Origin of the sequence: Zobellella aerophila (genome assembly GCF_039539325.1) — a bacterium.
In the GTDB taxonomy this organism is placed as follows: Bacteria; Pseudomonadota; Gammaproteobacteria; order Enterobacterales; family Aeromonadaceae; genus Oceanimonas; species Oceanimonas aerophila.
Genome location: NZ_BAABCX010000002.1, coordinates 238597 through 259812 on the forward strand (window position 1 = coordinate 238597; position 21216 = coordinate 259812).

A 21216-nucleotide genomic window follows, 5' to 3' on the forward strand; every position below is an offset into this window, starting at 1 on the left:
AGAATTACAGATGTTCAATAAAATAACGGGGCTCAGCGTGAACCTAGTACAGCGCTACCAGCCTTCACCCTTCGTGTTTTCTACCCTGCTGACCCTGCTCGTACTGGCCGCCGGCATGGCCTCCACCCAGCAGAGCCTGCCCGCCATGGTACAACACTGGAGCACTGCGGTGATACGGGCTGCATTGTTCGGCAGCCGGAGCAGTCGCCGGCGAACCATGCCGACGAAGATGATCAGACAACCCGCCCCGAACGCACAGCTGCTTGCCCAGGCCGCGCCGGCCAGGCCCATATCCAGGACGAAGATAAATACCGGATCCAGCACCACATTCAGCAGACTGGTCAGCACCATCACCATGCCCGGCAGCAGGGTTTCCCCATGGGCCCGGAAAATGCTGTAGCCGAAATACAGCATGGCGCCCAGCCAGCAGCTGACAAGCCAGGGCAGCCAGTATTCCCGCACCAGGGGGGAGAGGGCTTCACTGGCGCCCAGTCTGAATATGATCGCTTGCTGGCCGGCCCAGAGCAGCAGGCAAAGCACAAACACCAACACCCCACCGGTTGCCATCACCAGGCTGCCGAGTTGTCTGGCCTCGCCCTGTTTGCAGGCCCCCAGGGCGGTCGAAATGATCGTCGTGGTGGCGATGCCCAGCCCGACCTGTATACCTATGATGAGCTGGTACACCGGGGTGGTGAAGCCCACCTCAGCCAGGGACTGAGTGCTCAGCTGGCCGATGTAGGCACTGTCCACCAGCTGACTGCTCATGATGGCCAGCACGCCAATCAACATTGGCCATGTCATGCGGTATAACTGTCTGCCAAGAGACTCGCTAGGTTGACTCATTATTGACCTGTTGCACGCGCCCCGGGGGCATGAATTCTTAAACGGATCGGTTGTTTATTCCGGTCGCAGACGCCAGAAAAAATACACCGGTCAAGGTGCATTTCTCATATTGAGCTCGGGTGCCCGTTGTTAGCCGCGGGCCTCGCGCAGTTCGGCCAGGCGTTGTTCGAGGCGGTCGATGCCATCGCTGTCGCTTTGCAGGATCTGGCGGGCGGGATCCTGGCTGGACTGCAGTTCGCCGGCCTGTACGGCGCCGACAGCAAACAGGGACAACAGGGCAATGGCGGGCAGGATTTGATTACGCATAATGATTCTCTCTCAATGTTGTTCACAGGATTTGTTGCTACCCATCCATGATATTCGGGGCTTGATCGATTTTTAATCGATAATACTTGATAAAAACTATCAGTTATTTTGAACATTCTTTGCCGGGCGGCAGGCTCCGGAGCCAATCCGGTGGCAGTGATGCCGGCTCAGGCGTTTTTCAGCACCTGGACCGACAACTGCAGCTCATCGGCGCTGAAGGCAGTGATAAATGCCTGGAAATGGTCAGACTCAACGTGCGACCGGTGGGCCGCCTCGTCGCGCCAGCCTTCGATCACCACAAAGTCGCCGCCAGTGTTGGCCACACCGCCAGGCCCTTCGGGAGTGACCTCAAAGAAGTCGTATTGCAGGCAGCCTGCTTCGGCCCGGGTTGGCGGCACCAGCTTTTGCATCGCCGCCCTGACATTATCTACGGCCTCGGGCGAGATCTTCAGGGTCACGATCATACGAAGCTCGGATCCCATGTGTCTTCTCCTCAATGATTGACGGCGGCCTTGCCGATGGTGTTGCCGCATTCACTGCGACAACATGAATCTTTATCGGGCTCCCTGCATGCCGGGAGCAGGGTGTAAGGATCGGGGCCTGATCAGGCCCAGGTCACCAGATGATCCAGCTCGCGGCGGGTCTTGGGATGCGCCGGCGCGCCGGCGCGATAGCCGAAGGCAACCATCACCACCGGTTGATAGATGGCCGGATCGATACCGAAATACTGCTCCAGCACGGCGCTGGCCTTGTCCATTTCGAACCCTTCGATCGGGCAGGAGTCGATGCCCATCAGGGCAGCGGTGGTCATCATGTTGGCCAATGCGATATAGGCCTGGCGGGCCGACCAGTCGGTGATCTGGCGGTCGCCTTCGATGCCGAAATCCTGCTCCTGGAATTTCTGGTAGGCACCGTTGATAAAGCCGATCACCTCATCCGGCAGTTGCTTTACCTCTTTCATGTGCCTTTGCAGGTAATCCGAATGATGTGTCATGGTGGCGCCGGTATGGGCCAGGAAAATGGCAAAATGACTGGCGGTGCCCAGCTGGCCGGCGGTGCCGTTGAAGGCCCCGTTGGCTCCCCAGGTGAAGTCGCGGAACAGCTCGCGCTTGTCCGGGCTCTGCACGATCAGCAGTTGCCAGGGTTCCATGCCGAACGAGCTCGGCGACAGCCGGGCAGATTCGAGGATGGTATTGAACTCGTCGTCGCCGATCTTGCGCTCGGGGTCGAAGACCTTGGTGGCATGGCGGAAATGGAAGGCCTGGAGGATCTGTTCCTGGATATCGGCGCTGGCGAAAACGGTGTCTGTTTGGTTGGTCATGGTGTGGGCTCCTTGTTTGATGGGCCACACCATAACAAGTTCCGTTTTTCTGAACTATCTGGCAGAAACCAAAAACATTATTCCGATTTTAAGAATAATGTTTGTCGCGACCGCTTAGGCGGCCCCGCTTGCCTGGCTGTCGATGCAGATGTTGCCGCTCTCATCAAGCAGGCAGCCGTAACGGGACCTATTGGTTTCCACGATGCGTTCCTCCATGAAAGCCATAAACGCCTTGACCCTGGCGGGCAGCAGGCGGCCGGGCGGGCGCACCGCCCAGATGTTCGCGTCGGGCCAGATCCGGAAGCCGGGCAGGACGGGAACCAGCCGACCTTCCTTGATGTCCGGACCCGCATGCCACAGGGAAGTCAGTCCGATTCCCAACCCCGCCAGGATCCACTCGCCAATGGCGTCCCCCAGGTTGACCGATACCGGCCCGGAGACCCGGATTTCATGCAGGGTGCCATCCTTGTCGACCAGCTTCCAGCTGCGGTTTTCGCCCAGCGGCAGGCAGACATGCTCGGCCAGCTCCTGCGGCGCTTCGGGGTGCCCTGCCCGGGCCAGGTAGTTTGGCGACGCCACCAGCAACAACGGATTGCTATCAACCTTGCGCGCCAGCAGGCTGGACGGTGCCAGCGCACCGATACGAAAAGCCAGGTCATAGCCCATCTCGACAATATTTACGACCGCATCGGTCAAATGCAGATCCAGGGTTACGTCGGGATAGAGGCGCAGAAACTCCGGCACAAAGGGTACGATATGGGAGCGCCCGAAAGAGGCCGACGCCGTTACCCGTAACGCGCCCGAGATGGACTTGGTGGTATGCGATAGCACATTGCGGGTATCTTCAACATCGTCGAGGATACGCCTGGCATGTTCCAGCAGGATCTCGCCATCCGGTGTCAGGGATACCGCCCGTGTTGTCCGGTTGAGCAATTTGACCCCCAGTTCGGCTTCCAGGGCCTTGATCCGCTGGGTTGCATTGGTCGGAGACAGACTGAACTCGGCCCCCGCCCGGCCGATGGCGCCCAGGGTGGCCACGCGCACAAAGAGCTCCAGGCTTTTCAGATCGAAAGACAATTATTCCCCCATTATCAAGCTGCATGCGTCGCCGTGATCCAGATTCTGGCCGTTGACCGGGTTGTCCTGCCGGCCTGCTTCGGGTACGGAAAGCCATCAATGCAGCCTGGCCGGGATGCCCGGTAGCGCCATTTCGCCGTTTACCTTGGTGGTGGCCCCCAACCTATGATTCTATACAAGGTAGCCTGAACGGAGCATCCTGATAAGAGACAGGGTAGATAAATCCCTGCACAGACCGAGGCCGCCTTCACCGGCTTCTTGATGATGACATTAAAGGCGTTCTATTGATCCCCCCTAACTCACCCGTCGCGGCAGCTTGAGCGAGATGACGGAGGTCGTCAGCAAAAAGGCCGTGGAAATCCACAAACAGGCCTGCAGCCCCTGACTTCCCTGGCCGGCCAGCTGAAACACCCAGCCCGACAGCAAGGTACCGATCAGCCGCCCCATGGCGTTGGACATGTAATAGAAGCCCACATCCAGCGAGACGCCGTCGTGACCGGCATAATTGACAATCAGGTAGCTGTGCAGTGACGAGTTCACGGCAAAGACCGCCCCGAACAGCAGCAAGCCGCCGATCAGTACCCATGCCGGGTCCAGCCCCCCCATCAGCCCCAGGGCAATGAGTACGGGCAACAGGGTCAGCGCCGCGACCCAGGCCGTGGCGCTGCGGCCGTCCGGTACCCCCCCGGCAGACCGGCCGGTAATACGGGGGGCCAGGGCCTGCACAAAACCGTAACCGATAACCCAAAGGGCGAGAAACCCACCGGTCTGGCTGTGATTCCAGCCCAGCGTCTGGGACAGAAACACCGGCAATGCCACCACAAACCAGACATCACGGGCACCGAACAGGAACATGCGCGCCGCAGACAAGATGTTGATTGCCCGGCTTTTGGAAAAGATGTCACGGAATTTCGGCTTGTGCTTCGCCTTGCCCAGATCCTGCTTCAGCAACGCCAGGCTGAGCAGCCAGACCAGGGTCAGCGCCCCGGCCATGACACCCACGGCACCGGCAAAACCAAGCACCATCAGCAAGATGCCGCCCAGGAAAAACCCGGCCCCCTTGAGGGCATTCTTGGAGCCGGTCAGGATCGCCACCCATTTGTAGAGTGTTCCCTGGGCATGCTCGGGCACCAGCATCTTGATCGCGCTTTTGGCGCTCATCTTGTTCAGATCCTTGGCGATGCCCGACACCGCCTGGGCGGCCATCACCCAGGAAACGGTCAGCCAGGCTGGCGGTACCAACAGCATCGACAGCGCCACTACCTGCAGCCCGAGGCCGAAGTTCATGGTGCGATTCAACCCCAGGTGAGCCCCCAGCCAACCGCCCACCAGGTTGGTAACTACCCCGAAGATCTCGTAGAACAGGAACAGCAGGGCTATCTCCAGCGGCGAATACCCCAGACCATGAAAATGCAGCACCACCAGCATGCGCAGGGCGCCGTCGGTCAGGGTAAAGGCCCAGTAGTTGCCGGTTACCACCAAATACTGGCGGATGGCGGGGGAAAGCCGGGTCAGCATTTACGAACGCCCCACCTTCAGCGCCAGCTCGGCGGTACGGTTGGCATAGCCCCATTCGTTGTCGTACCAGGCATATATTTTTACCTGAGTGCCATTCACCACCATGGTGGACAGCGCATCGATGATGCTGGAACGCGGATCGGTCTGGTAATCGACAGACACCAATGGACGCTCCTCATAACCCAGAATACCCTCCAGCTCGCCCTGAGCCGCCGCCTGCAGCAGAGCATTCACCTCCTCCGCCGTGGTCTCACGCGCCACTTCAAACACACAGTCGGTGATGGAAGCGTTGGTCAGGGGCACGCGAATGGCGTGGCCATTCAGCTTGCCCTTCAGCTCGGGAAAGATGTGGGTGATGGCGGTGGCCGAGCCGGTCGTCGTCGGGATCAGGCTGGTGCCACAGGAACGCGCCCGGCGCAGATCCTGGTGGGGAGCATCCAGAATCGTCTGGGTGTTGGTGATGCTGTGAATGGTCGTGATGGAACCATGCCGGATCCCCAGCTGCTCATGGATCACCTTGACAACGGGTGCCAGGCAGTTGGTGGTGCAGGATGCCGCCGTGACAATCCGGTGCTGCGTCGCATCATAAAGGTGGTCGTTCACCCCCATGACGATATTCAGCACGCCTTCTTCCTTGACCGGTGCCGTGACCACCACTCGCTTCACCCCCTGCTCCAGATAGGCCTGCAGCACCGCCTTGCTCTTCATTTTGCCCGAGGCTTCAATCACCAGATCACAGCCCGACCAGTCGGTCTCAGCAATGGTCTTGTTGCGGCTGACGGCGATGGACTGCCCCTTGATTAGCATGGCCTCACCTTCGGCCTGGGCCTGGTGGTGCCAGCGCCCATGCACCGAATCAAAGTTGAGCAGGTGCGCCAGGGTGGCCGCATCCCCCGCCGGATCATTGATCTGTACCACCTCAATGTCCGACTGTTCAAACAGCGCCCGCATGGTCAGGCGCCCCATGCGGCCAAAACCGTTAATTCCTACTTTAATGGTCATTATTAAGCTCCTTGTGGAAGTTCTTTATGTAATACGGGAATAAATAAACCGGGGTTAAACCGCCTCAAACCAATGCCGGGTACGGTTGGCAATGCTCACCAGGGACAACATGACCGGCACTTCCACCAGCACACCGACCACGGTGGCCAGTGCCGCTCCCGAGTGCAGCCCGAATAATGAAAGCGCCACCGCCACGGCCAGCTCGAAAAAGTTGGAGGTGCCAATCATGCAGGCCGGGGCGGCCACGTTGTGAGGCAGGCGCAACCAACGGGCCGCTCCGTAGGCAATGATGAAGATGCCGTAGGTCTGGATCAGCAGCGGAATGGCGATAAGGCCAATGGCCTGGGGCTGGGCCAGAATGGTCTCTGCCTGAAGCCCGAACAGCAGCATCACGGTCGCCAGCAGCCCCAGCACCGACCAGGGCTTGAGCACGCGCAAAAAGTGGTTGAGGCGGGCGCCATCCCCCTTGCGCTTCAGCCGGTGACGGGTCAAGACGCCGGCCACCAGCGGCAGCACCACATAAAGCACCACCGACCACAGCAGCGTTTCCCAGGGCACCTGCATGTTGCTGACGCCCAGCAAAAGCGCGGCAATCGGCGCAAAGGCGAAGATCATGATGATATCGTTGACCGATACCTGCACCAGGGTGTAGTTGGGATCTCCTTTGGTCAGCTGGCTCCAGACAAACACCATGGCGGTACAGGGCGCCACGCCCAGCAGGATCATGCCGGCAATATATTCACCGGCACTGTGCGGATCGACCCAGCCGGCAAAGAGCACGCGAAAAAACAACCAGCCCAGCGCCGCCATGGTGAACGGCTTGATCAGCCAGTTGATCACCAGGGTGAGCAGCAGCCCCTTGGGCTTTTTGCCCACATCCCGAATGGCGCTGAAGTCTATCTGCACCATCATGGGGTAGATCATCACCCAGATAAGCACCGCCACCACCAGGTTAACGTGAGCCAGCTCCATGTCCGCAATGGCGCCAAACACACCGGGTGCCAGGCTGCCCAACACCACCCCCGATACAATACAAAGGATCACCCACAGGGTCAGATAACGTTCAAATATTCCCACCGGCCCATGGCTCCTTAAATGGCACGCTGACTGACACGCCTGGAAAGCTGCTCGGCGCTTTCCACCCGCTCGGAGTAGCGGTTCGTCAGATAATCGCTGCAGCCCCGGGTCAGCAAGGTGAATTTCATCAGCTCCTCCATCACATCGACGATGCGGTTGTAATAGGATGAGGGCTTCATGCGGCCATTGTCATCAAACTCCAGAAACGCCTTGGCAACCGATGACTGGTTGGGAATGGTGATCATGCGCATCCAGCGCCCCAGAATGCGCATCTGGTTGACCGCATTGAAACTCTGGGAACCGCCGCTAACCTGCATCACGGCCAGGGTCTTGCCCTGGGTCGGACGCACCGCACCGATGCTGAGCGGAATCCAGTCAATCTGGGCCTTCATGACAGACGTCATGGCGCCGTGACGCTCCGGCGAGCACCACACCATGCCCTCGCACCACTGCACCAGCTCACGCAATTCCTGCACCTTGGGATGAGTTTCGTCGGCATCATCCGGCAACGGCAGGCCACTGGGGTTGAAGGTACGTGTTTCGGCACCCATCGCCTGCAGCAGGCGGGCCGCCTCTTCCGTTACCAGACGGCTGAAGGAACGCTGACGCAGGGAGCCGTACAACAACAGAATTTTGGGTGCCTGATCGGGCCCGCTCACGCCCAGGGCGTGCGGGTCCGGTACCAAAAATTGCTCGCCATCAAGGTTGGGCAGATCCTTTATGTCAGTAATGTCAGTGGTCATTAACAGGCTCCTCGTCACAGATATTGCCCTCTGCCGAAGGGCGGGAATTCATCTCGTTCAGGCGGGCACGGGGTTGCTCCAGCAGCTGTGGACTGTGTTTCAGGGTCTCTTTGAGCATGTTGCGCATCCAGTCGCTCAACTGGGGGTGAATGCGATAGAACACCCATTGGCCCTGACGCCGATCCAGCAACAGGCCATGCTTGCGTAGCTGGCTCAGGTGCCTGGAGATCTTGGGTTGTGGCAATGCCAGTGCCTCCATCAATTCGCAGACACACAGCTCCCCTTCCTGCTCTATCAGCAGCAGGCTGAGCAGGCGGGTTTCATCGGCCAGGGACTTGAAGAAGGTCAGCGGCTGCAATGCCTTGATCTCGGAATCGACCTTTTTGCTATTCACCAGCACAAAAAGCCGCAGCCGCTCGCCAATTTCCTGCATGGTGCGTGCAAACGCATTGGGATCAGGGCTGGTTTTGGGATCGGGAAAGTCCCAGGCAATCACCACGCCGCTGGAAGGCCAGTGCCGGCATTCCTGATGCGCCTTGTCGCACAGGCTGATGACATAGTCGAAATGCCGCTCTCCCAGGCTCTCGACCGACTTGGATACCAGCCCTTCGGCGTTGAGCCCAAAGCCTTTTATTGCTTCAATCGTGCGGGGATCTACTCCGGATGGCTCTGTACCGGCACTGAATACCTCAAACTGGTCCCCTCCAAGATGACGCAACAGTGCCTCTGCCATCTGCGAGCGGGCCGAGTTGGCCGTGCAGACAAACAAGACTTTTTTCATCATATGCTCCCCCATGTCTGACCACAGAATACATATGAAAAAACAGATATTCAATAAATCAAATATTCGATATTTCAAATGTAATGGTGCTCGAATATGCCCGGAACCAAGACCTCTGTATCAGTCGCCTCCACTCTAAAGGAGGCAAGATCGGGAAGCTCGGCTGCGGGCGTCGGGCCCGCTCCAACGTCTCGCGATGTGATGGCGAGAAACAGCATTGTGGCCGCACGGAAAGAAGCGGATCAGACGAACTCGGGTCATGCTTTCTGCACTAGCCGGCCCGGTCGGCCAGTGGTTGTGAGTCAGGATGGAGCACACGAGGCCTCCGGAATGGGGCCTCGATGGGTAACCTTTGGGGTTCCTCCGCAAAACAGCGCCGGCCTATCGCCGGCGGTTTGAAGCATAAAAAAGCCCGCCATAACGGCGGGCAAGGCACTGTCCATAACCGGACTTACAGTAAATTGATCCAATGGCCCGGAAAGGCACGCTGCAATTCGCTGAAGGCTTCCAGTAACCGGGTGTGAGCATCGATGACCCCAGCTTCGGAGGTCAGCAGATCCCGTTGGGCATCCAGATAGGCCAGGTAGGGAATCAGCCCTATTCATATCTCGACTCGGCCTGTTCAGTGATTCGAGCGCAGGCAACCCGGATGGTGAAATTCGCTCCCTCGCTTCCCGCAGCGTGATCCCTGTCAGGGTTGCCAGCGCGCCCTGATATTGCGCTCCGATCACATCCAGCTCGGGGCGGATCCAAAAAACAACGGGGCGTAAGTATCCGGAAGATGGCTTCAACTCTGTAGCGGGTGGCTGGTTAAATTGGCTTAAACAAAAAGTTGAAGCGCTGGCACAGTCCTGTTGACCGGCACCAGCGCAGCAATGTGCGGCACCGCCCCTGCGAAACGGAAGGCCGCCGGAGGGAGAGCTTGCCGTCGGCCCTGGCGATCAGCAGGCACAACTCAAGGGTTACAGGCCGGCATTCAGAACCTGAATGCCGGCCTCTTCCACCCAGGGGCTGACCGCCTCCTGATAGCTTTTCATGTGAGCGGTTGCCAGATGCGCCTCCAGGTGCGCCACCGACGCCCATTGCTCCAGCAGGATAAGGGTGTCTTCACCAAGCGTTTCCTGTATCGGTATGTCGGTCGCGACATTTTCGAGGGGGAAATAGCGATGGCAGCCTTCCTCGTCCAGCACCTCAGGCCGAATGCGCAGCAATTCGCCCAGCACCCTGTCCCTTCGTCCTGCTTTTGCCCTGATGGTTGCAATGACATCAATCACGTTGCTTGTCTCCTCGGCACAATCACAGTGTGCGCCATGGTAGCGGGAGCCTGAGCTCCCGCCTTGTTGTCAGGCTTCGACCAGCGCTTCCAGGGTGGGGTAATCGTTGTAACCCTCTGGCCCCTGGACATAGAAGGTGGCGGGATCGGGTTCATTGAGTTCGGCGCCGGATTTCAGGCGAGCCGGCAGATCCGGGTTGGCAATAAAGGGAACCCCAAAGGCGATCGCCTCTGCCTGACCGGATCGAATGGTGGCATTGGCTTCCTCACCGGCATAGCCCATGTTCAGGATCAGGTTGCCCTGATAATGCTCACGGGCGGGGGTCACCACATCGCCTTCCTGCTCACCGAGCACGTCGCCGCGCATCAGGTGCAGATAGGCCAGGTTGTAGCCATTCAAGCGCTGCGCCATCCAGGTAACCAGCCCGACCGGATCGCTGTCTTTCATGCTGTTGAAGCTGTTGAGCGGCGACAGACGCACACCGACCCTGTCACTGCCCCAGACGCCCACAACGGCATCGAGCACTTCCAGCAGCAGCCGGGCACGATGCTCAATCGGGCCGCCATAAGGCCCCTTGCGCTGATTGCCCCCGTCGCGCAAAAACTGATCCAGCAGGTAACCATTAGCACCGTGTACTTCCACACCGTCAAAACCGGCGCGTTTGGCGTTTTCGGCGGCGGTTTTAAAGCCGTCGATAATGGCCGGGATTTCGTCATCGCGCAGTTCACGCGGCACCGTGTAGGCCTTTTTCCCTTCCGGGGTATGCACTTCATCGTTGGTAATGGCCACCGCACTGGGTGCCACCGGCTCACGCCCCTTGTTCAACAGTGGATGACAGGCACGACCGCCATGCCAGAGCTGCAGGAAAATCTTGCCGTCCCGGGCATGCACGGCCTCGGTTACCTTCTTCCAGCCGGCCACCTGGGCATCCGAGTAAATACCCGGCTCACGCCAGAACGCAGAATTGCCTTCCATCACCATGGTCGCCTCGGCAATGATAAGACCGGCGGATGCACGCTGGGCATAATGCTCGGCGATCAGGGCAGTGGGAACATGGTCGGCATCGGCACGAATACGTGTCAGGGGGGCCATCAGAACCCGGTTGTTCAGTGCGACGGCGCCGAGCCGAACCGGCGTAAAGAGATCTGTCATGTCAATCCTCGCTATCGTTACAGGCAGGGCCTGCCTGGTCAAAGGCACGGGCGTATTGCGCCAGAACCGGCCCTGGCTGGGTAGCCATTCCGGCTTTGGAACCATTGTTAGTAAAAGTTGAAACCGGGTAGTTTCAGTCTCAGGCAGCCCGGGCCTGGTGTCGTTTGTCGAGGTTGACCTGACTGAACGCCGGACCGATCTGGCCATTCGCATCGGCGCCCTGCAGGACTCCAACCTGCACGCCCGCTTCCTGGGGCGCAGCCCGCTGCATATCGTCGCCTCGCCGGACTACCTGGAAAGACAAGGCACGCCGCCAGCGCCGGAGGCGCTCGGCCGGCACCAGATCATCGGCTTTGCCGATGCGCCCCATTTGAACCGCTGGCCCCTATTGGAGCCGGCGAGCCTGTCTCCCCAGCTCAGCGGCAGCAGCGGCGAAACCGTACGCCGGCTTTGCCTGACCGGCCAGGGCCTGGCGCTGTTGTCCGACTTCATGATTTGTGACAATCTGGCCAGTGGCCGCCAGGTCAAGGTGCTGGATGACCAGATAGCAACACCAAACAACCGGGAGCTGGTGCACGCGATTTACCACCGCAACACCGCATTTTCCAACCGGATCACGGCATTTCTCGACTATATTGCCCCACGCCTGAGGCTGGCGTGATGGCCATGCCACAGATGTCGGGAAGCCCTTTGCGTCTTCCCGATGTCGGCCAAACACTACGCTTTCAACTAAAGGTTGAAGCCATTGTAAACGAACGGCGGCTACAAACAGCCCTCTCGTTTGCCTTATGGTGCTCCCATAACCTGGAGACAACGCCATGAATATCTTGATTGTCTACTGGCACCCGGAACCGGCCAGTTTCAACGCCGCCATGCTGCGCACCGCGAGCCGGGTGCTGACGGCCCAGGGGCACGAAGTGCAGATTTCCGATCTGAACGAACTGACATTCAACCCGGTGTCGGGCCGCCATAACTTCACCACCACCGCCAACCCGGAGTACTTCAAGCAGCAGGACGAAGAAGCCCATGCCGCCAGGCATGATGGTTTCGCAGAAGACATAGACATCGAGCGGCAAAAGCTCGCATGGTGCCATCTGCTGATTTTTCAGTTCCCCCTGTGGTGGTCTGGCATGCCCGCCATCATGAAAGGCTGGGTCGACCGGGTGTTTACCTGCCAGCACGACGATGATACCCAATACCCTTGCGATGCAGCGCCCTTCAGGGAGAAGCGCGCCATGTTGTCTTTGACCACCGGCGGACCAGAGTCGCTGTACCTGGCCGGCGGCCCTCTCGGAACCATGTCGGACATACTCCACCCCATACACAGGGGCATGCTTGCCCTGGCCGGCTTTCAGGTACTGGCGCCCTTCGTCGCCTATCAGCCGGCCTGCCTGTGTGAGCATGGCCGCATAGCCTTGCTTGAGCAGTATGCGCGCCGGTTGCGAGGGCTCGAACAGGAAGCAGCCATTCCTTTTCCCGCTATTTGTGATTGAACCATCAGGAGACTGTGATGATGAATACCCCCTATACTCCGCCCAGAGTCTGGACCTGGGACCAAGCCAATGGCGGCGAATTTGCCCATATCAACCGGCCCAAAGCCGGCGCTACCCACAACAAGGCGCTGCCGGTGGGCAAGCACCCGCTGCAGCTGTATTCCCTGGCCACGCCCAACGGCGTCAAGGTCACGGTGATGCTGGAAGAGCTGCTGGCCCTGGGCCACAGCGGCGCCGAATACGACGCCTGGCTTATTCGCATCGGTGAGGGGGATCAGTTTTCGTCCGGCTTTGTGGAAGTGAACCCCAACTCCAAGATACCGGCGCTGGTGGATAACAGCACCGACCAGCCGGTGCGGGTGTTTGAATCTGGCTCCATCCTGCTGTACCTCGCCGAAAAGTTCGGCGCCCTGCTGCCCGAAGACAGGGCCGCCAGAACCGAGGTGATGAACTGGCTGTTCTGGCAGATGGGCTCGGCCCCCTATCTGGGCGGCGGCTTTGGCCATTTTTACGCCTATGCACCGGAAAAGCTGGAATATCCGATAAACCGCTTTAGCATGGAAGCCAAGCGTCAGCTGGATGTGCTCGAGCGTCAGCTGGCCGACCGGCCCTTTATCGCCGGCGACAGCTACAGCATTGCGGATATCGCCATCTGGCCCTGGTACGGCGCCCTGGTACTGGGCCGCCTATACGATGCAGCAGAATTCCTGTCGGTATCCGACTATCCCAACGTATTGCGCTGGGCCAACGCCATCGATGCGCGTCCTGCCGTGCAGCGCGGTCGCCGGGTTAACCGGACCTGGGGCGAGGAATCCGAGCAGCTGGCCGAGCGGCACAGTGCGGACGATTTCAACCCCGACTGACACCACCCGTAGTGCCCTGCCGATGGCAGGGCCTTCATCAACCGGAGACCACACCGCCTGCCATGATACCCAACCAGCTCAACATCTTTCTTGCGGTGGTTAAAAGCGGTAACTTTTCCTCCGCGGCCAGGCACCTGGGCGTGACCTCCGCGGCCGTCAGCAAGGCCGTGGCCCAGCTGGAAAAAACACTGGAATTGCGCCTGTTTCACCGCACCACGCATTCGCTCACCCTGACCGAAGACGGCCATGAGCTGCACAAAAGAACCGGGCCCCTGGTTGAGCAGCTGGAAGATCAGATCCGGCGCAGCAAGGACAAGAAAAAGCAGCCCCACGGCCGGTTAAAGATCAACCTGCCCGACAGCTTCGGGCGCATGGTGGTGCTGCCTCTGCTGCCCGCCTTTCTCGAAAAATACCCGGACATCGAGCTGGATCTGCGGTTCGACGACCGCATCGGCGATCTGGTCAAGGAAGGCGCGGATGTGGGCATAGGGGTCATGATCAACCAGGACAGCCGCCTGATCGCCCGCGACTTCTACAAGCTGCAGCCGGTGTTGGTGGCCAGCCGCCACTATGTTGAAAAGTTCGGCGAACCCCAAACACCGGACGAACTGTCGCAGCACAACTGCATCGCCTATCGCTCCCCCACCACCGGCCGTAAAAAGACCTGGAACTTTCGGGTTGATGGCGAGCTTATCCAGCGTGAGCCTCAGGGCAACCTGACGGTAAACAGCCTGTCGGCCGCCATCAAGGCCGTGGAAATGGGGGTAGGCATTGCGGCCGTGGGCATAGGCCATGCCAAACCCTGTATTGAGCAAGGCTGCTTTCGACGGATACTGCGTGACTACGAGGCCGATCCCATTCAGGTGATGATCTACTACTCGTCACGCAACTACCTGCCGGCGAAAACCCGGCTGTTTATCGACCATATGATGGAGCATGTGCACGATGAACGGACGGTCGATCTGGACGAAATGATCCACAATCTGTGACGAGCCATCCGGCCGTGACGGAGCGGCAAACGCACCGCGTTTGAATGCCGAGATGCGCGGCACCGACGTCAGCCAGAAGGTCCGGCGCAGCCAAACGAAAAAAGCCACCGGTAAGGTGGCTTTTTAAAATTTGGCGGAGCGGACGGGACTCGAACCCGCGACCCCCGGCGTGACAGGCCGTGCCAGTCAGTTTTGCTTAATCTACGTCTTTATACATTAAAGGTAACCTACTGATATTAAAAGGTTAGACTTGGCCAGCCACTTCAGTAGATTTAACGGTGATTAACGACGAACTCGTGGTCACGGTCACAAAAACCTTGCTTATTTAGGTGCAACATCTGATCCATACGAGGCTGCCGCACACAGTATAAACCATGGTCAAATGAGTGGAAAACACCGTCCCGGCGATATCAAAAGTGAGTCCATCAGTCCGTGTTGAACTGCATCCTGCCGCCCGGGCAGCATATGAGTGGTGCACCATTTACCCGCTACCCGCGCTGGGTTAATTCTTCCGTCTTGCCTGAGCCTTTGCTAACGACACTCAGCAGGGAAACGCTCCACGGGCTCCTGCTGAGAGACGATGCCTCTTCGACTAACAAGAAATCACCGCGTACCGTTTGTAGTGGTCTAATGCTCCCGGACACCGTTTAAGGTGGTACAGTCACCACCGTAACAAGAGGTGTTCCATGACCAGAAAACGTCGTTCCTTCTCGTCCGAATTCAAACTGAACGCTGCCAGCTTGGTATTCGACCAAGGCTACTCCATCGCCGACGCCAGCCGCTCGCTGGATATCGGGGAGACCATCCTCAGGCGCTGGGACAGCGCCACACCTGCCGGCAAGGCACTAACCCCAGAGCAGCAGCGGATCCAGGAACTGGAAGCCCGCATCAACCGGCTGTTCACCGCCAGTCGGGCATCGGCCGGCAGCCGAACGCTGATGCTGATGATGCGGGAACAAGGCCATCGGGTAGGTCGTTACCGGGTGAAAAGCCTGATGAAAGAGCTGGGTCTGAGGTGCAAACAACCCGGCTCCCATGCCTATAAACGGCCACCGTTGAACGGCCGGGCATACCCAACAGGCTGAATCGCGAGTTCACACCAGCCGCACCCAATCACTCCTGGTGCGGGGATATCGCCTACATCTGGGCTGGCAGCCTCTGGTGTTATCTGGCCACCGTGATGGATCCGTACCGTCGTCGGGTGGTTGGCTGGGCTCTCTCGCATCGACCGGATGCCGAGCTGGCTGCCAAGGCGCTGGACATGGCTTACGAGCAGCGGGGAAGACCATCAGGGCTGTTGTTCCACTCAGATCCGGGCTGTCAATATGCCAGCCGCATGTTCAGGCAACGGTTGTGGCGTTATCGCATCACGAAAAGTATGAGTCGTCGCGGCAACTGCTGGGACAACTCCCCGATGGAAAGACTGTTCCGCAGTCTGAAAACGGAATGGGTGCCGGCGACCGGCTATCCGTCCATGACCGAAGCTAAAAGAGACATCAGCGATTACCTGATGAACGACTACAACCGGCAGTCTCCTCATCATCACAATGATGGTCTGCCGCCGGTCCAGGTCGAGAATCAGTCTAATTTACTGTCCGGGATTAGTTGACCACTAATATTATTCTAATCACTCCCCTAGACTCTGTAGAATATGAGACAACTCAGCGAGCAACATCTTCTCTTCCCTTTTTCTATACGGATATAGTTGGAAAGTGGGGCCATCGCCGTCACTGAGTTCTCCGGGATCCAAGGTATAGGAAATGTAGCTGCTAAGGGAGTTGCCGCCATCTGGAAAAGTCTGGGGTAGTTCTGACATGGAGAATTGCACCAGAAAGGGCACTCTGGGAGAATGATTTTTATATTTTTCTTGATGATCGTGATAGGCTTGAATCGCGATCTCTGGCCATCCTTTGAAGGGATCTTGGGATTTTTGGTCACTCATTAATGAATTTTTTGACGACGGAACAATGTGGTCCGGGCTAATGGTGACCAAGTATACGCGAATCACCTGACCCGGCTCTATTATGGTGCCCGCTGGAAAGGCCGTAGTTTTATCGACGCCTTCTGCGCCTAAAGACCAGCTGGAAATATCAACCGCTTGTTCACCGTTATTGGCGATTTCCACATACTCTCCCGACTGTTCGCTCTGCTCCTCAGCGCCATAGGGTTGACGTGTAATAACGATTTTATGCACAGGTTCGAAGCGCCACATCAGGTTTTTTTGCGGCAGTTTTTCCCACTGGGTGATAGGGCTGCCGTTGCTGAGGCGATCGCCTTCGTTGTGGACGCACTTTCCTGAATCCTTGAAAATAAGATAGTAGTAACCCGGATGTTCTGGCCCCACTTCTTCTAATCGGATTTTTAGGTTGTCTTGGTCGATTATCTCCCAGGTGGTGCAGGGGGCATTATTCTCTTTACCGCCACCGTGGTTGTGGATGGCCCGCCCGGTTTCCTGGTTGACCACATGAAAGTAACCCCGCTCACCGCTGGGGCGCACATGCCAATGGGCCTTGGGGTGATCAATCTTATCCCACAGGGTGAGCGCTGCGCCGTTGGCGTTTAGGCCATCATGCAGGTGAATACACTTGTTGTCCTGGTTGGTGATGTAATAGATATAACTATTCTGCTCACTGATACCTTTTGATATATCCATGAATTTTCCTCTATGTTGTGAATAACCTTACTTATAGGAGTACTATTTTCGTCAAAGGTCACGGAAGGGAAACTCAACCGGTGAAGATGGCAGTAATATTGACGAATCCACGCCCTTCGGCTCTCATTGCTCTAATCCATGAACGGCCTGTTGACTGAAAAGTCTAGTCTCGTATTTCATCTATGCACAGTTAATACAGTGAGACGTATCACAGTAACTGACCGAGTTAATCTTGCTATTTTCCTTTTTATCTTTACCCGCTTAAGTCTAAACCTACTGGCCGCTGGAAGGAGTCACTTCAGTAGACGCCCCCTGCCGTTTAATCGAATTAATTTCGCCAAAAACACATTAGATATCCACGCTCCGCTGAGAAGAGCATAGGATGCGCAAAGCGCATATCCTACAAGACATAAGGACGCTATCGCTGTAGCGAACACCTCGCCTCGGGCGGCCATGGTGCTCATGACAATACCATTGCGTGATGGCCTGCTCATCCATCCAGAAGGTCAGTGAACCGCGATTGACCAAGGCCCGGTTGTACTGCTGTCAGTTGCTGAGGTTATGCCGTGAGGTGCAGCTAGCCAGGCTTTACACCAGGCGGATGCAGACAGTTTAGTCATGGCCTACAAATGGAATACTGGCGTAATAACGAAGATCGTGACGCACAGGAGGTTAAAGTAGAAGCGATAGTACTCTCTCGCGATGCCGAAGAAATAGCTTTACTAGAGTTGCTTGCAGAGAAGGCTTTCGATGCTCTCTATGATCAGCACAAGAAAGCAATCTACAAACTGAATGAACAACAACGGAGTGGCTACGAGAAATTGCGATTAGCAACCGCCAAGCCCCAAGAAGTGCCATGGCATTTACCAGCCTCCATTAACTTCACCCGTAAACCGACAGATACGCTATGGTAACGCCACCTATTTGTAGAAGCTAATGGACAATGCCGTACGGAACTGAGGAGCTGGGAAGCAGAAGTATTACTGGAAGAGCTGGCTAAGCCCAAAGTTGTTGGATGGTTACGCAATCTGGATAGGAAACCATGGTCACTGGAAATTTCTTATCAAACAGGTGGTGGTATCCGTCCGGTGTTCCCCGATCTTGTCATAGTGCGGCAAGTAGATAATGAGTTTGTTATCAATATCCTTGAACCTCATGATCCAAGCCTGGCTGATAATTTTGAAAAATCTGTCGGGCTTGCAGAGTTTTCCGAGCAACACGGTGTCTTATTCGGCCGTATTCAGCTTATACGAAAGCACTCTTCTGCCAGGGGAGAGCATTTCGTACGACTGGAGATAAACCAAGCCCCCACCATCAAACAAATTAAAGTGATCACCAGCAACCCGCAACTAGACACACTGTTTTCCGCAGCTGAACTAAACCTTTCTTAACGCCCAAACAGGACACAACACGTTCGTTACTTTGGGCCTTCTAGGGGGGGACAATCCTTCTCGAAGTGCTCAAGTCATGGAGTGTGTTTATAAAATCTAAGCCTATTTGCTCGGTAGTTGGATCCCTGGCAGTACTCCTTAGCTGGCAGGTGCTTGCTAAAAAAAAGTGCCAATATCAGTAAATAATCTTCACGGAAGAATCGCTCTCAGCTGGAGCAATGTATCAACTAAAAAGTAACACTCTTTAGAACATAGGGACGTCGAGTAAACAGGAAAAACGCCTCGTCATTCAGCCACTTTGACCTCCGGTCAAAGCCGGGTTCGGGTCACGGTTTGGTCACGTGAGGTAATTTGACAGATTGGGGAAAAGTGACCTTACTGAGGAAAGAAAGCAAAAAAACCTTAGCTATCAACTAGCTAAGGTTTTTTTAAATTTGGCGGAGCGGACGGGACTCGAACCCGCGACCCCCGGCGTGACAGGCCGGTATTCTAACCAACTGAACTACCGCTCCGGTGCTTACGCTTGCTGCTGTAAACGGGGCAGATATTAGATTTAGCTGGCCACTTGGTCAAGGGGCTTGCTTACACTTTTGCTCCGTTCGGTTATTTTTTGGCTAATACCACATAAAAACGATGGGTTATGCATCGCGCCACAGGCAGCTGCCGCCTTTTTTCATCACCAAATCCAGGCGGGCTTCGTGGGCGTTGAGCTCCGGCTCGCTGGCCCGGATCACCTTCAGGGCGGGCCTGTCCGCCGCCAGGCGACGCAGGCCGCCGGCATTCGCGCCATCCTGCTGCTGGCTGTCGCTACTCAGGTTCAGCTTGGTCTGGCCACCTGTCATCAGCAGATAGACATCGGCCAGGATCTCGGCATCCAGCAAGGCGCCGTGCAGCGAACGGTGGCTGTTGTCTATGCCGTAGCGCTCGCACAATACATCCAGGTTATTGCGCTTGCCCGGGTATATCTTGCGCGCCATCGCCAGGGTATCGGTCACCTTGCAGAGGGTGGCCATCCGCTCGGGGCGGCCCAGCAGCTGCATTTCATAATCGAGGAAACCGACGTCGAAGGGCGCGTTATGGGCCACCAGCTCGGCGCCGCTGATAAACTCGAGAAATTCGGCGACCTTGTCGGCAAAGGGCGGTTTATCGGCGAGGAACTCGTCGGTAATGCCGTGCACCTGGATCGCCTCTTCATCGACCTTGCGATCGGGTTTGAGATAGACATGGAAATGGCGGCCGGTCAGCCGTCGGTTGATCACCTCGACGGCGCCGATTTCGATCACCCTGTGGCCCAGATAATGGGGGCCGGTATCCATGTTCATACCCGTGGTTTCGGTATCGAGTACGATCTGACGGCTCTGGTTGGCCTGAGTCATGGGTTTTCCTCCGTTCTACGCGCGACACAGTATATCCGGCCACGGTCGCAGGAATAAAGGCGGATGTCGCCAAAGCGTCCCGCCGGCGGCTGGTCTGCCGGGCACCCCTATGGCAGACTTGCCGTTTATTCTCGGACACCTGCATTTTTATGAAAAAGGTTCAGCTCTATACAGACGGCTCCTGCCTGGGCAATCCCGGTCCCGGCGGCTACGGCGCCGTGCTGGTCTACAACCAGCATCGCAAGGAACTCAGCCAGGGTTTTATCTTGACCACCAACAATCGCATGGAGATGATGGCCGCCATTAAGGGCTTGGCGACCCTGACCAGCCCCTGCACCGTGGAACTGACCACCGACAGCCAGTATGTACGTCAGGGCATTACCCAGTGGATCCACGGCTGGAAACGCAACAACTGGAAGACCTCGGCCAGGCAACCAGTCAAGAATGCCGATTTGTGGCAGCAGCTGGATGCCCTCTGCCAAAAGCACCAGGTGAACTGGCACTGGGTCAAGGGCCACTCGGGCCATCCGGAAAACGAGCGCTGTGACCTGCTGGCCCGGGAAGCGGCCACCCACCAGGCCACCCATGAGGACAGCGGCTATTTCAGCTGACGGGCCATCCCCGGCTGAGACAGGGCATGTTTGACCGGCTGCATTTCGCGGATCAGCGTCAGTGGGAAACGCCGCTTGCGGGCCAGGAAAATATACACGGAAGCCAGTGAAGGGCAGTAATTGGGACATAACTGTTGCCGCCAATAGGCCAGCCTGGGCATATAGCCCAGGGCCGAAAAACCGAAATAGTCCCGTTCGAGCACCTCGAATCCCAATAATTTCAGCCAGTCTTCCAGCCGGTTGGGGTTGAGCATCTGTCGCCAACGCGGCAGCCGCCGCTGGATGCCCGGCAGCAGGCAGGACACGCCCGCCAGGCTGTAGGGGTTGAAGCCGGTCAGGATCAACCAGCCATCGTCGCGCAGGGCCAGCTCGGTTTGACGCAAGATGGCATGGGGATGGGCGCTGTAATCCAGCACATGGGCCAGTAAACAGGCATCCAGGCTGCCGGCGGCAAATGGCATGGCGGTGGCATCCGCCTGCAGATCCATGCCGTCGAAGGGGAACTGGGCCATGACCACCCCCTGGCGCAGCCGACTCTGCTCCAATGACAGGGCCGCGCTGAGCGGGTCTATCTTCAACAAGGTAAAACCAAACAACCGGGACGACCAGGCATCCAGCCGCTGCTGCAGCTGATCGGCAATATAGCCGCCCCTGGGCAAAGACTGCCAGGCCAGCGGCGCTGTCGGTTGGCTGGTTGATCTCATGGTACCTCTGTTAAGCTAACAATAGACATGACAACTAGGACA

23 protein-coding genes, 1 tRNA gene and 1 pseudogene are annotated in these 21216 nt (G+C 57.5%); 8 read left to right on the forward strand and 17 right to left on the reverse strand.

The window, feature by feature from the left end; translation table 11 throughout:
* Positions 1-54: 54 nt before the first annotated feature.
* From ABD806_RS08720 to ABD806_RS08775, 12 genes are all read right to left on the reverse strand, one after another.
* Positions 55-789, reverse strand: coding sequence for an MATE family efflux transporter (locus tag ABD806_RS08720; protein WP_344956962.1), 735 nt, complete (start codon positions 787-789; stop codon positions 55-57).
* Between the two features lie 183 nt (positions 790-972).
* Positions 973-1149 (reverse strand): hypothetical protein, encoded by a 177-nt coding sequence (locus tag ABD806_RS08725; protein WP_344956964.1) that lies wholly within the window; start codon positions 1147-1149, stop codon positions 973-975.
* A 167-nt stretch (positions 1150-1316) separates the two neighbouring features.
* Positions 1317-1631, reverse strand: coding sequence for a putative quinol monooxygenase (locus ABD806_RS08730; protein ID WP_344956966.1), 315 nt, complete (start codon positions 1629-1631; stop codon positions 1317-1319).
* Between the two features lie 122 nt (positions 1632-1753).
* Positions 1754-2470, reverse strand: a complete 717-nt coding sequence (locus ABD806_RS08735) for an NAD(P)H-dependent oxidoreductase (RefSeq protein ID WP_344956968.1) — start codon at positions 2468-2470, stop codon at positions 1754-1756.
* A 114-nt stretch (positions 2471-2584) separates the two neighbouring features.
* Complete coding sequence (locus ABD806_RS08740) at positions 2585-3547, reverse strand: LysR family transcriptional regulator (protein ID WP_344956970.1); 963 nt, start codon at positions 3545-3547, stop codon at positions 2585-2587.
* A 294-nt stretch (positions 3548-3841) separates the two neighbouring features.
* Positions 3842-5065, reverse strand: a complete 1224-nt coding sequence (gene arsJ, locus ABD806_RS08745) for an organoarsenical effux MFS transporter ArsJ (protein WP_344956972.1) — start codon at positions 5063-5065, stop codon at positions 3842-3844.
* Entirely contained in the window at positions 5066-6067 is a 1002-nt protein-coding gene (locus ABD806_RS08750) for an ArsJ-associated glyceraldehyde-3-phosphate dehydrogenase (RefSeq protein WP_344956974.1), read from the reverse strand.
* A gap of 54 nt (positions 6068-6121) precedes the next feature.
* Positions 6122-7144 carry an ACR3 family arsenite efflux transporter gene (gene arsB, locus ABD806_RS08755; RefSeq protein ID WP_344956976.1) on the reverse strand — a complete coding sequence of 341 codons (1023 nt, stop codon included), beginning with the start codon at positions 7142-7144 and terminating at the stop codon, positions 6122-6124.
* 14 nt (positions 7145-7158) lie between these two features.
* Positions 7159-7887 (reverse strand): arsenical resistance protein ArsH, encoded by a 729-nt coding sequence (arsH, locus tag ABD806_RS08760; protein ID WP_425583091.1) that lies wholly within the window; start codon positions 7885-7887, stop codon positions 7159-7161.
* Positions 7877-8671 (reverse strand): metalloregulator ArsR/SmtB family transcription factor, encoded by a 795-nt coding sequence (locus ABD806_RS08765; RefSeq protein WP_344956978.1) that lies wholly within the window; start codon positions 8669-8671, stop codon positions 7877-7879. The genes arsH and ABD806_RS08765 overlap by 11 nt, the downstream gene beginning before the upstream one ends.
* A 959-nt stretch (positions 8672-9630) precedes the next feature.
* Positions 9631-9942 carry a putative quinol monooxygenase gene (locus tag ABD806_RS08770; protein WP_344956980.1) on the reverse strand — a complete coding sequence of 104 codons (312 nt, stop codon included), beginning with the start codon at positions 9940-9942 and terminating at the stop codon, positions 9631-9633.
* A gap of 69 nt (positions 9943-10011) precedes the next feature.
* Positions 10012-11094: an alkene reductase gene (locus tag ABD806_RS08775; protein ID WP_344956981.1), complete on the reverse strand. Its 1083-nt coding sequence runs from the start codon at positions 11092-11094 to the stop codon at positions 10012-10014.
* Between the two features lie 157 nt (positions 11095-11251).
* Between ABD806_RS08775 and ABD806_RS08780 the strand changes: the two genes are divergently transcribed.
* The 5 genes and pseudogenes from ABD806_RS08780 to ABD806_RS08800 all read left to right on the forward strand — a co-directional run bounded on the left by ABD806_RS08780 (position 11252) and on the right by ABD806_RS08800 (position 16048).
* Positions 11252-11755, forward strand: coding sequence for a LysR substrate-binding domain-containing protein (locus ABD806_RS08780; RefSeq protein WP_344956983.1), 504 nt, complete (start codon positions 11252-11254; stop codon positions 11753-11755).
* 157 nt (positions 11756-11912) lie between these two features.
* Positions 11913-12587, forward strand: a complete 675-nt coding sequence (locus tag ABD806_RS08785) for an NAD(P)H-dependent oxidoreductase (protein ID WP_344956985.1) — start codon at positions 11913-11915, stop codon at positions 12585-12587.
* 17 nt (positions 12588-12604) lie between these two features.
* A complete protein-coding gene (yghU, locus tag ABD806_RS08790) occupies positions 12605-13450 on the forward strand; it encodes a glutathione-dependent disulfide-bond oxidoreductase (RefSeq protein ID WP_344956987.1) in 846 nt (281 codons plus the stop codon).
* A 62-nt stretch (positions 13451-13512) separates the two neighbouring features.
* Positions 13513-14439: a LysR family transcriptional regulator gene (locus ABD806_RS08795; protein WP_344956989.1), complete on the forward strand. Its 927-nt coding sequence runs from the start codon at positions 13513-13515 to the stop codon at positions 14437-14439.
* A 686-nt stretch (positions 14440-15125) separates the two neighbouring features.
* Positions 15126-16048 (forward strand): annotated as a pseudogene (locus ABD806_RS08800) (IS3 family transposase).
* Between the two features lie 18 nt (positions 16049-16066).
* Here ABD806_RS08800 and ABD806_RS08805 read toward each other — a convergent pair.
* Complete coding sequence (locus ABD806_RS08805; protein WP_344956990.1) at positions 16067-17092, reverse strand: RICIN domain-containing protein; 1026 nt, start codon at positions 17090-17092, stop codon at positions 16067-16069.
* Positions 17093-17440: 348 nt separating this feature from the next.
* On the reverse strand, positions 17441-17620 hold the full coding sequence (locus ABD806_RS08810) for a transposase (protein WP_344956991.1): 180 nt from the start codon (positions 17618-17620) through the stop codon (positions 17441-17443).
* 101 nt (positions 17621-17721) lie between these two features.
* Between ABD806_RS08810 and ABD806_RS08815 the strand changes: the two genes are divergently transcribed.
* Positions 17722-18006 carry a hypothetical protein gene (locus ABD806_RS08815; protein WP_344956992.1) on the forward strand — a complete coding sequence of 95 codons (285 nt, stop codon included), beginning with the start codon at positions 17722-17724 and terminating at the stop codon, positions 18004-18006.
* Positions 18007-18180: 174 nt separating this feature from the next.
* A complete protein-coding gene (locus ABD806_RS08820) occupies positions 18181-18483 on the forward strand; it encodes a hypothetical protein (protein WP_344956993.1) in 303 nt (100 codons plus the stop codon).
* 435 nt (positions 18484-18918) lie between these two features.
* Here the strand turns inward: ABD806_RS08820 and ABD806_RS08825 are convergent.
* Both ABD806_RS08825 and dnaQ read right to left on the reverse strand, forming a co-directional pair.
* A tRNA-Asp gene (locus tag ABD806_RS08825) sits at positions 18919-18995 on the reverse strand.
* 126 nt (positions 18996-19121) lie between these two features.
* The gene (dnaQ, locus tag ABD806_RS08830) at positions 19122-19859 is read right to left on the reverse strand and encodes a DNA polymerase III subunit epsilon (protein WP_344956994.1); all 738 of its coding nucleotides are present in this window, start codon (positions 19857-19859) and stop codon (positions 19122-19124) included.
* A gap of 149 nt (positions 19860-20008) precedes the next feature.
* Here dnaQ and rnhA point away from each other — a divergent pair, with 149 nt between their 5' ends.
* Positions 20009-20470 (forward strand): ribonuclease HI, encoded by a 462-nt coding sequence (gene rnhA / locus ABD806_RS08835; protein ID WP_344956996.1) that lies wholly within the window; start codon positions 20009-20011, stop codon positions 20468-20470.
* Here the strand turns inward: rnhA and ABD806_RS08840 are convergent.
* The gene (locus ABD806_RS08840; protein ID WP_344956998.1) at positions 20458-21174 is read right to left on the reverse strand and encodes a class I SAM-dependent methyltransferase; all 717 of its coding nucleotides are present in this window, start codon (positions 21172-21174) and stop codon (positions 20458-20460) included. The genes rnhA and ABD806_RS08840 overlap by 13 nt on opposite strands.
* Positions 21175-21216 lie beyond the last annotated feature (42 nt).

Coding starts and splice junctions, on each gene's coding strand:
- ABD806_RS08805 (WP_344956990.1), bottom strand. CDS start 17,092: ATGGATATATCAAAAGGTATCAGTGAGCAGAATAGTTATATCTATTAC.
- ABD806_RS08735 (WP_344956968.1), bottom strand. CDS start 2,470: ATGACCAACCAAACAGACACCGTTTTCGCCAGCGCCGATATCCAGGAA.
- ABD806_RS08795 (WP_344956989.1), top strand. CDS start 13,513: ATGATACCCAACCAGCTCAACATCTTTCTTGCGGTGGTTAAAAGCGGT.
- ABD806_RS08775 (WP_344956981.1), bottom strand. CDS start 11,094: ATGACAGATCTCTTTACGCCGGTTCGGCTCGGCGCCGTCGCACTGAAC.
- ABD806_RS08785 (WP_344956985.1), top strand. CDS start 11,913: ATGAATATCTTGATTGTCTACTGGCACCCGGAACCGGCCAGTTTCAAC.
- ABD806_RS08765 (WP_344956978.1), bottom strand. CDS start 8,671: ATGATGAAAAAAGTCTTGTTTGTCTGCACGGCCAACTCGGCCCGCTCG.
- arsJ (WP_344956972.1), bottom strand. CDS start 5,065: ATGCTGACCCGGCTTTCCCCCGCCATCCGCCAGTATTTGGTGGTAACC.
- ABD806_RS08720 (WP_344956962.1), bottom strand. CDS start 789: ATGTTGATTGGCGTGCTGGCCATCATGAGCAGTCAGCTGGTGGACAGT.
- ABD806_RS08840 (WP_344956998.1), bottom strand. CDS start 21,174: ATGAGATCAACCAGCCAACCGACAGCGCCGCTGGCCTGGCAGTCTTTG.
- ABD806_RS08815 (WP_344956992.1), top strand. CDS start 17,722: ATGGAATACTGGCGTAATAACGAAGATCGTGACGCACAGGAGGTTAAA.
- ABD806_RS08725 (WP_344956964.1), bottom strand. CDS start 1,149: ATGCGTAATCAAATCCTGCCCGCCATTGCCCTGTTGTCCCTGTTTGCT.
- arsH (WP_425583091.1), bottom strand. CDS start 7,887: ATGACCACTGACATTACTGACATAAAGGATCTGCCCAACCTTGATGGC.
- dnaQ (WP_344956994.1), bottom strand. CDS start 19,859: ATGACTCAGGCCAACCAGAGCCGTCAGATCGTACTCGATACCGAAACC.
- ABD806_RS08750 (WP_344956974.1), bottom strand. CDS start 6,067: ATGACCATTAAAGTAGGAATTAACGGTTTTGGCCGCATGGGGCGCCTG.
- rnhA (WP_344956996.1), top strand. CDS start 20,009: ATGAAAAAGGTTCAGCTCTATACAGACGGCTCCTGCCTGGGCAATCCC.
- ABD806_RS08730 (WP_344956966.1), bottom strand. CDS start 1,631: ATGGGATCCGAGCTTCGTATGATCGTGACCCTGAAGATCTCGCCCGAG.
- yghU (WP_344956987.1), top strand. CDS start 12,605: ATGATGAATACCCCCTATACTCCGCCCAGAGTCTGGACCTGGGACCAA.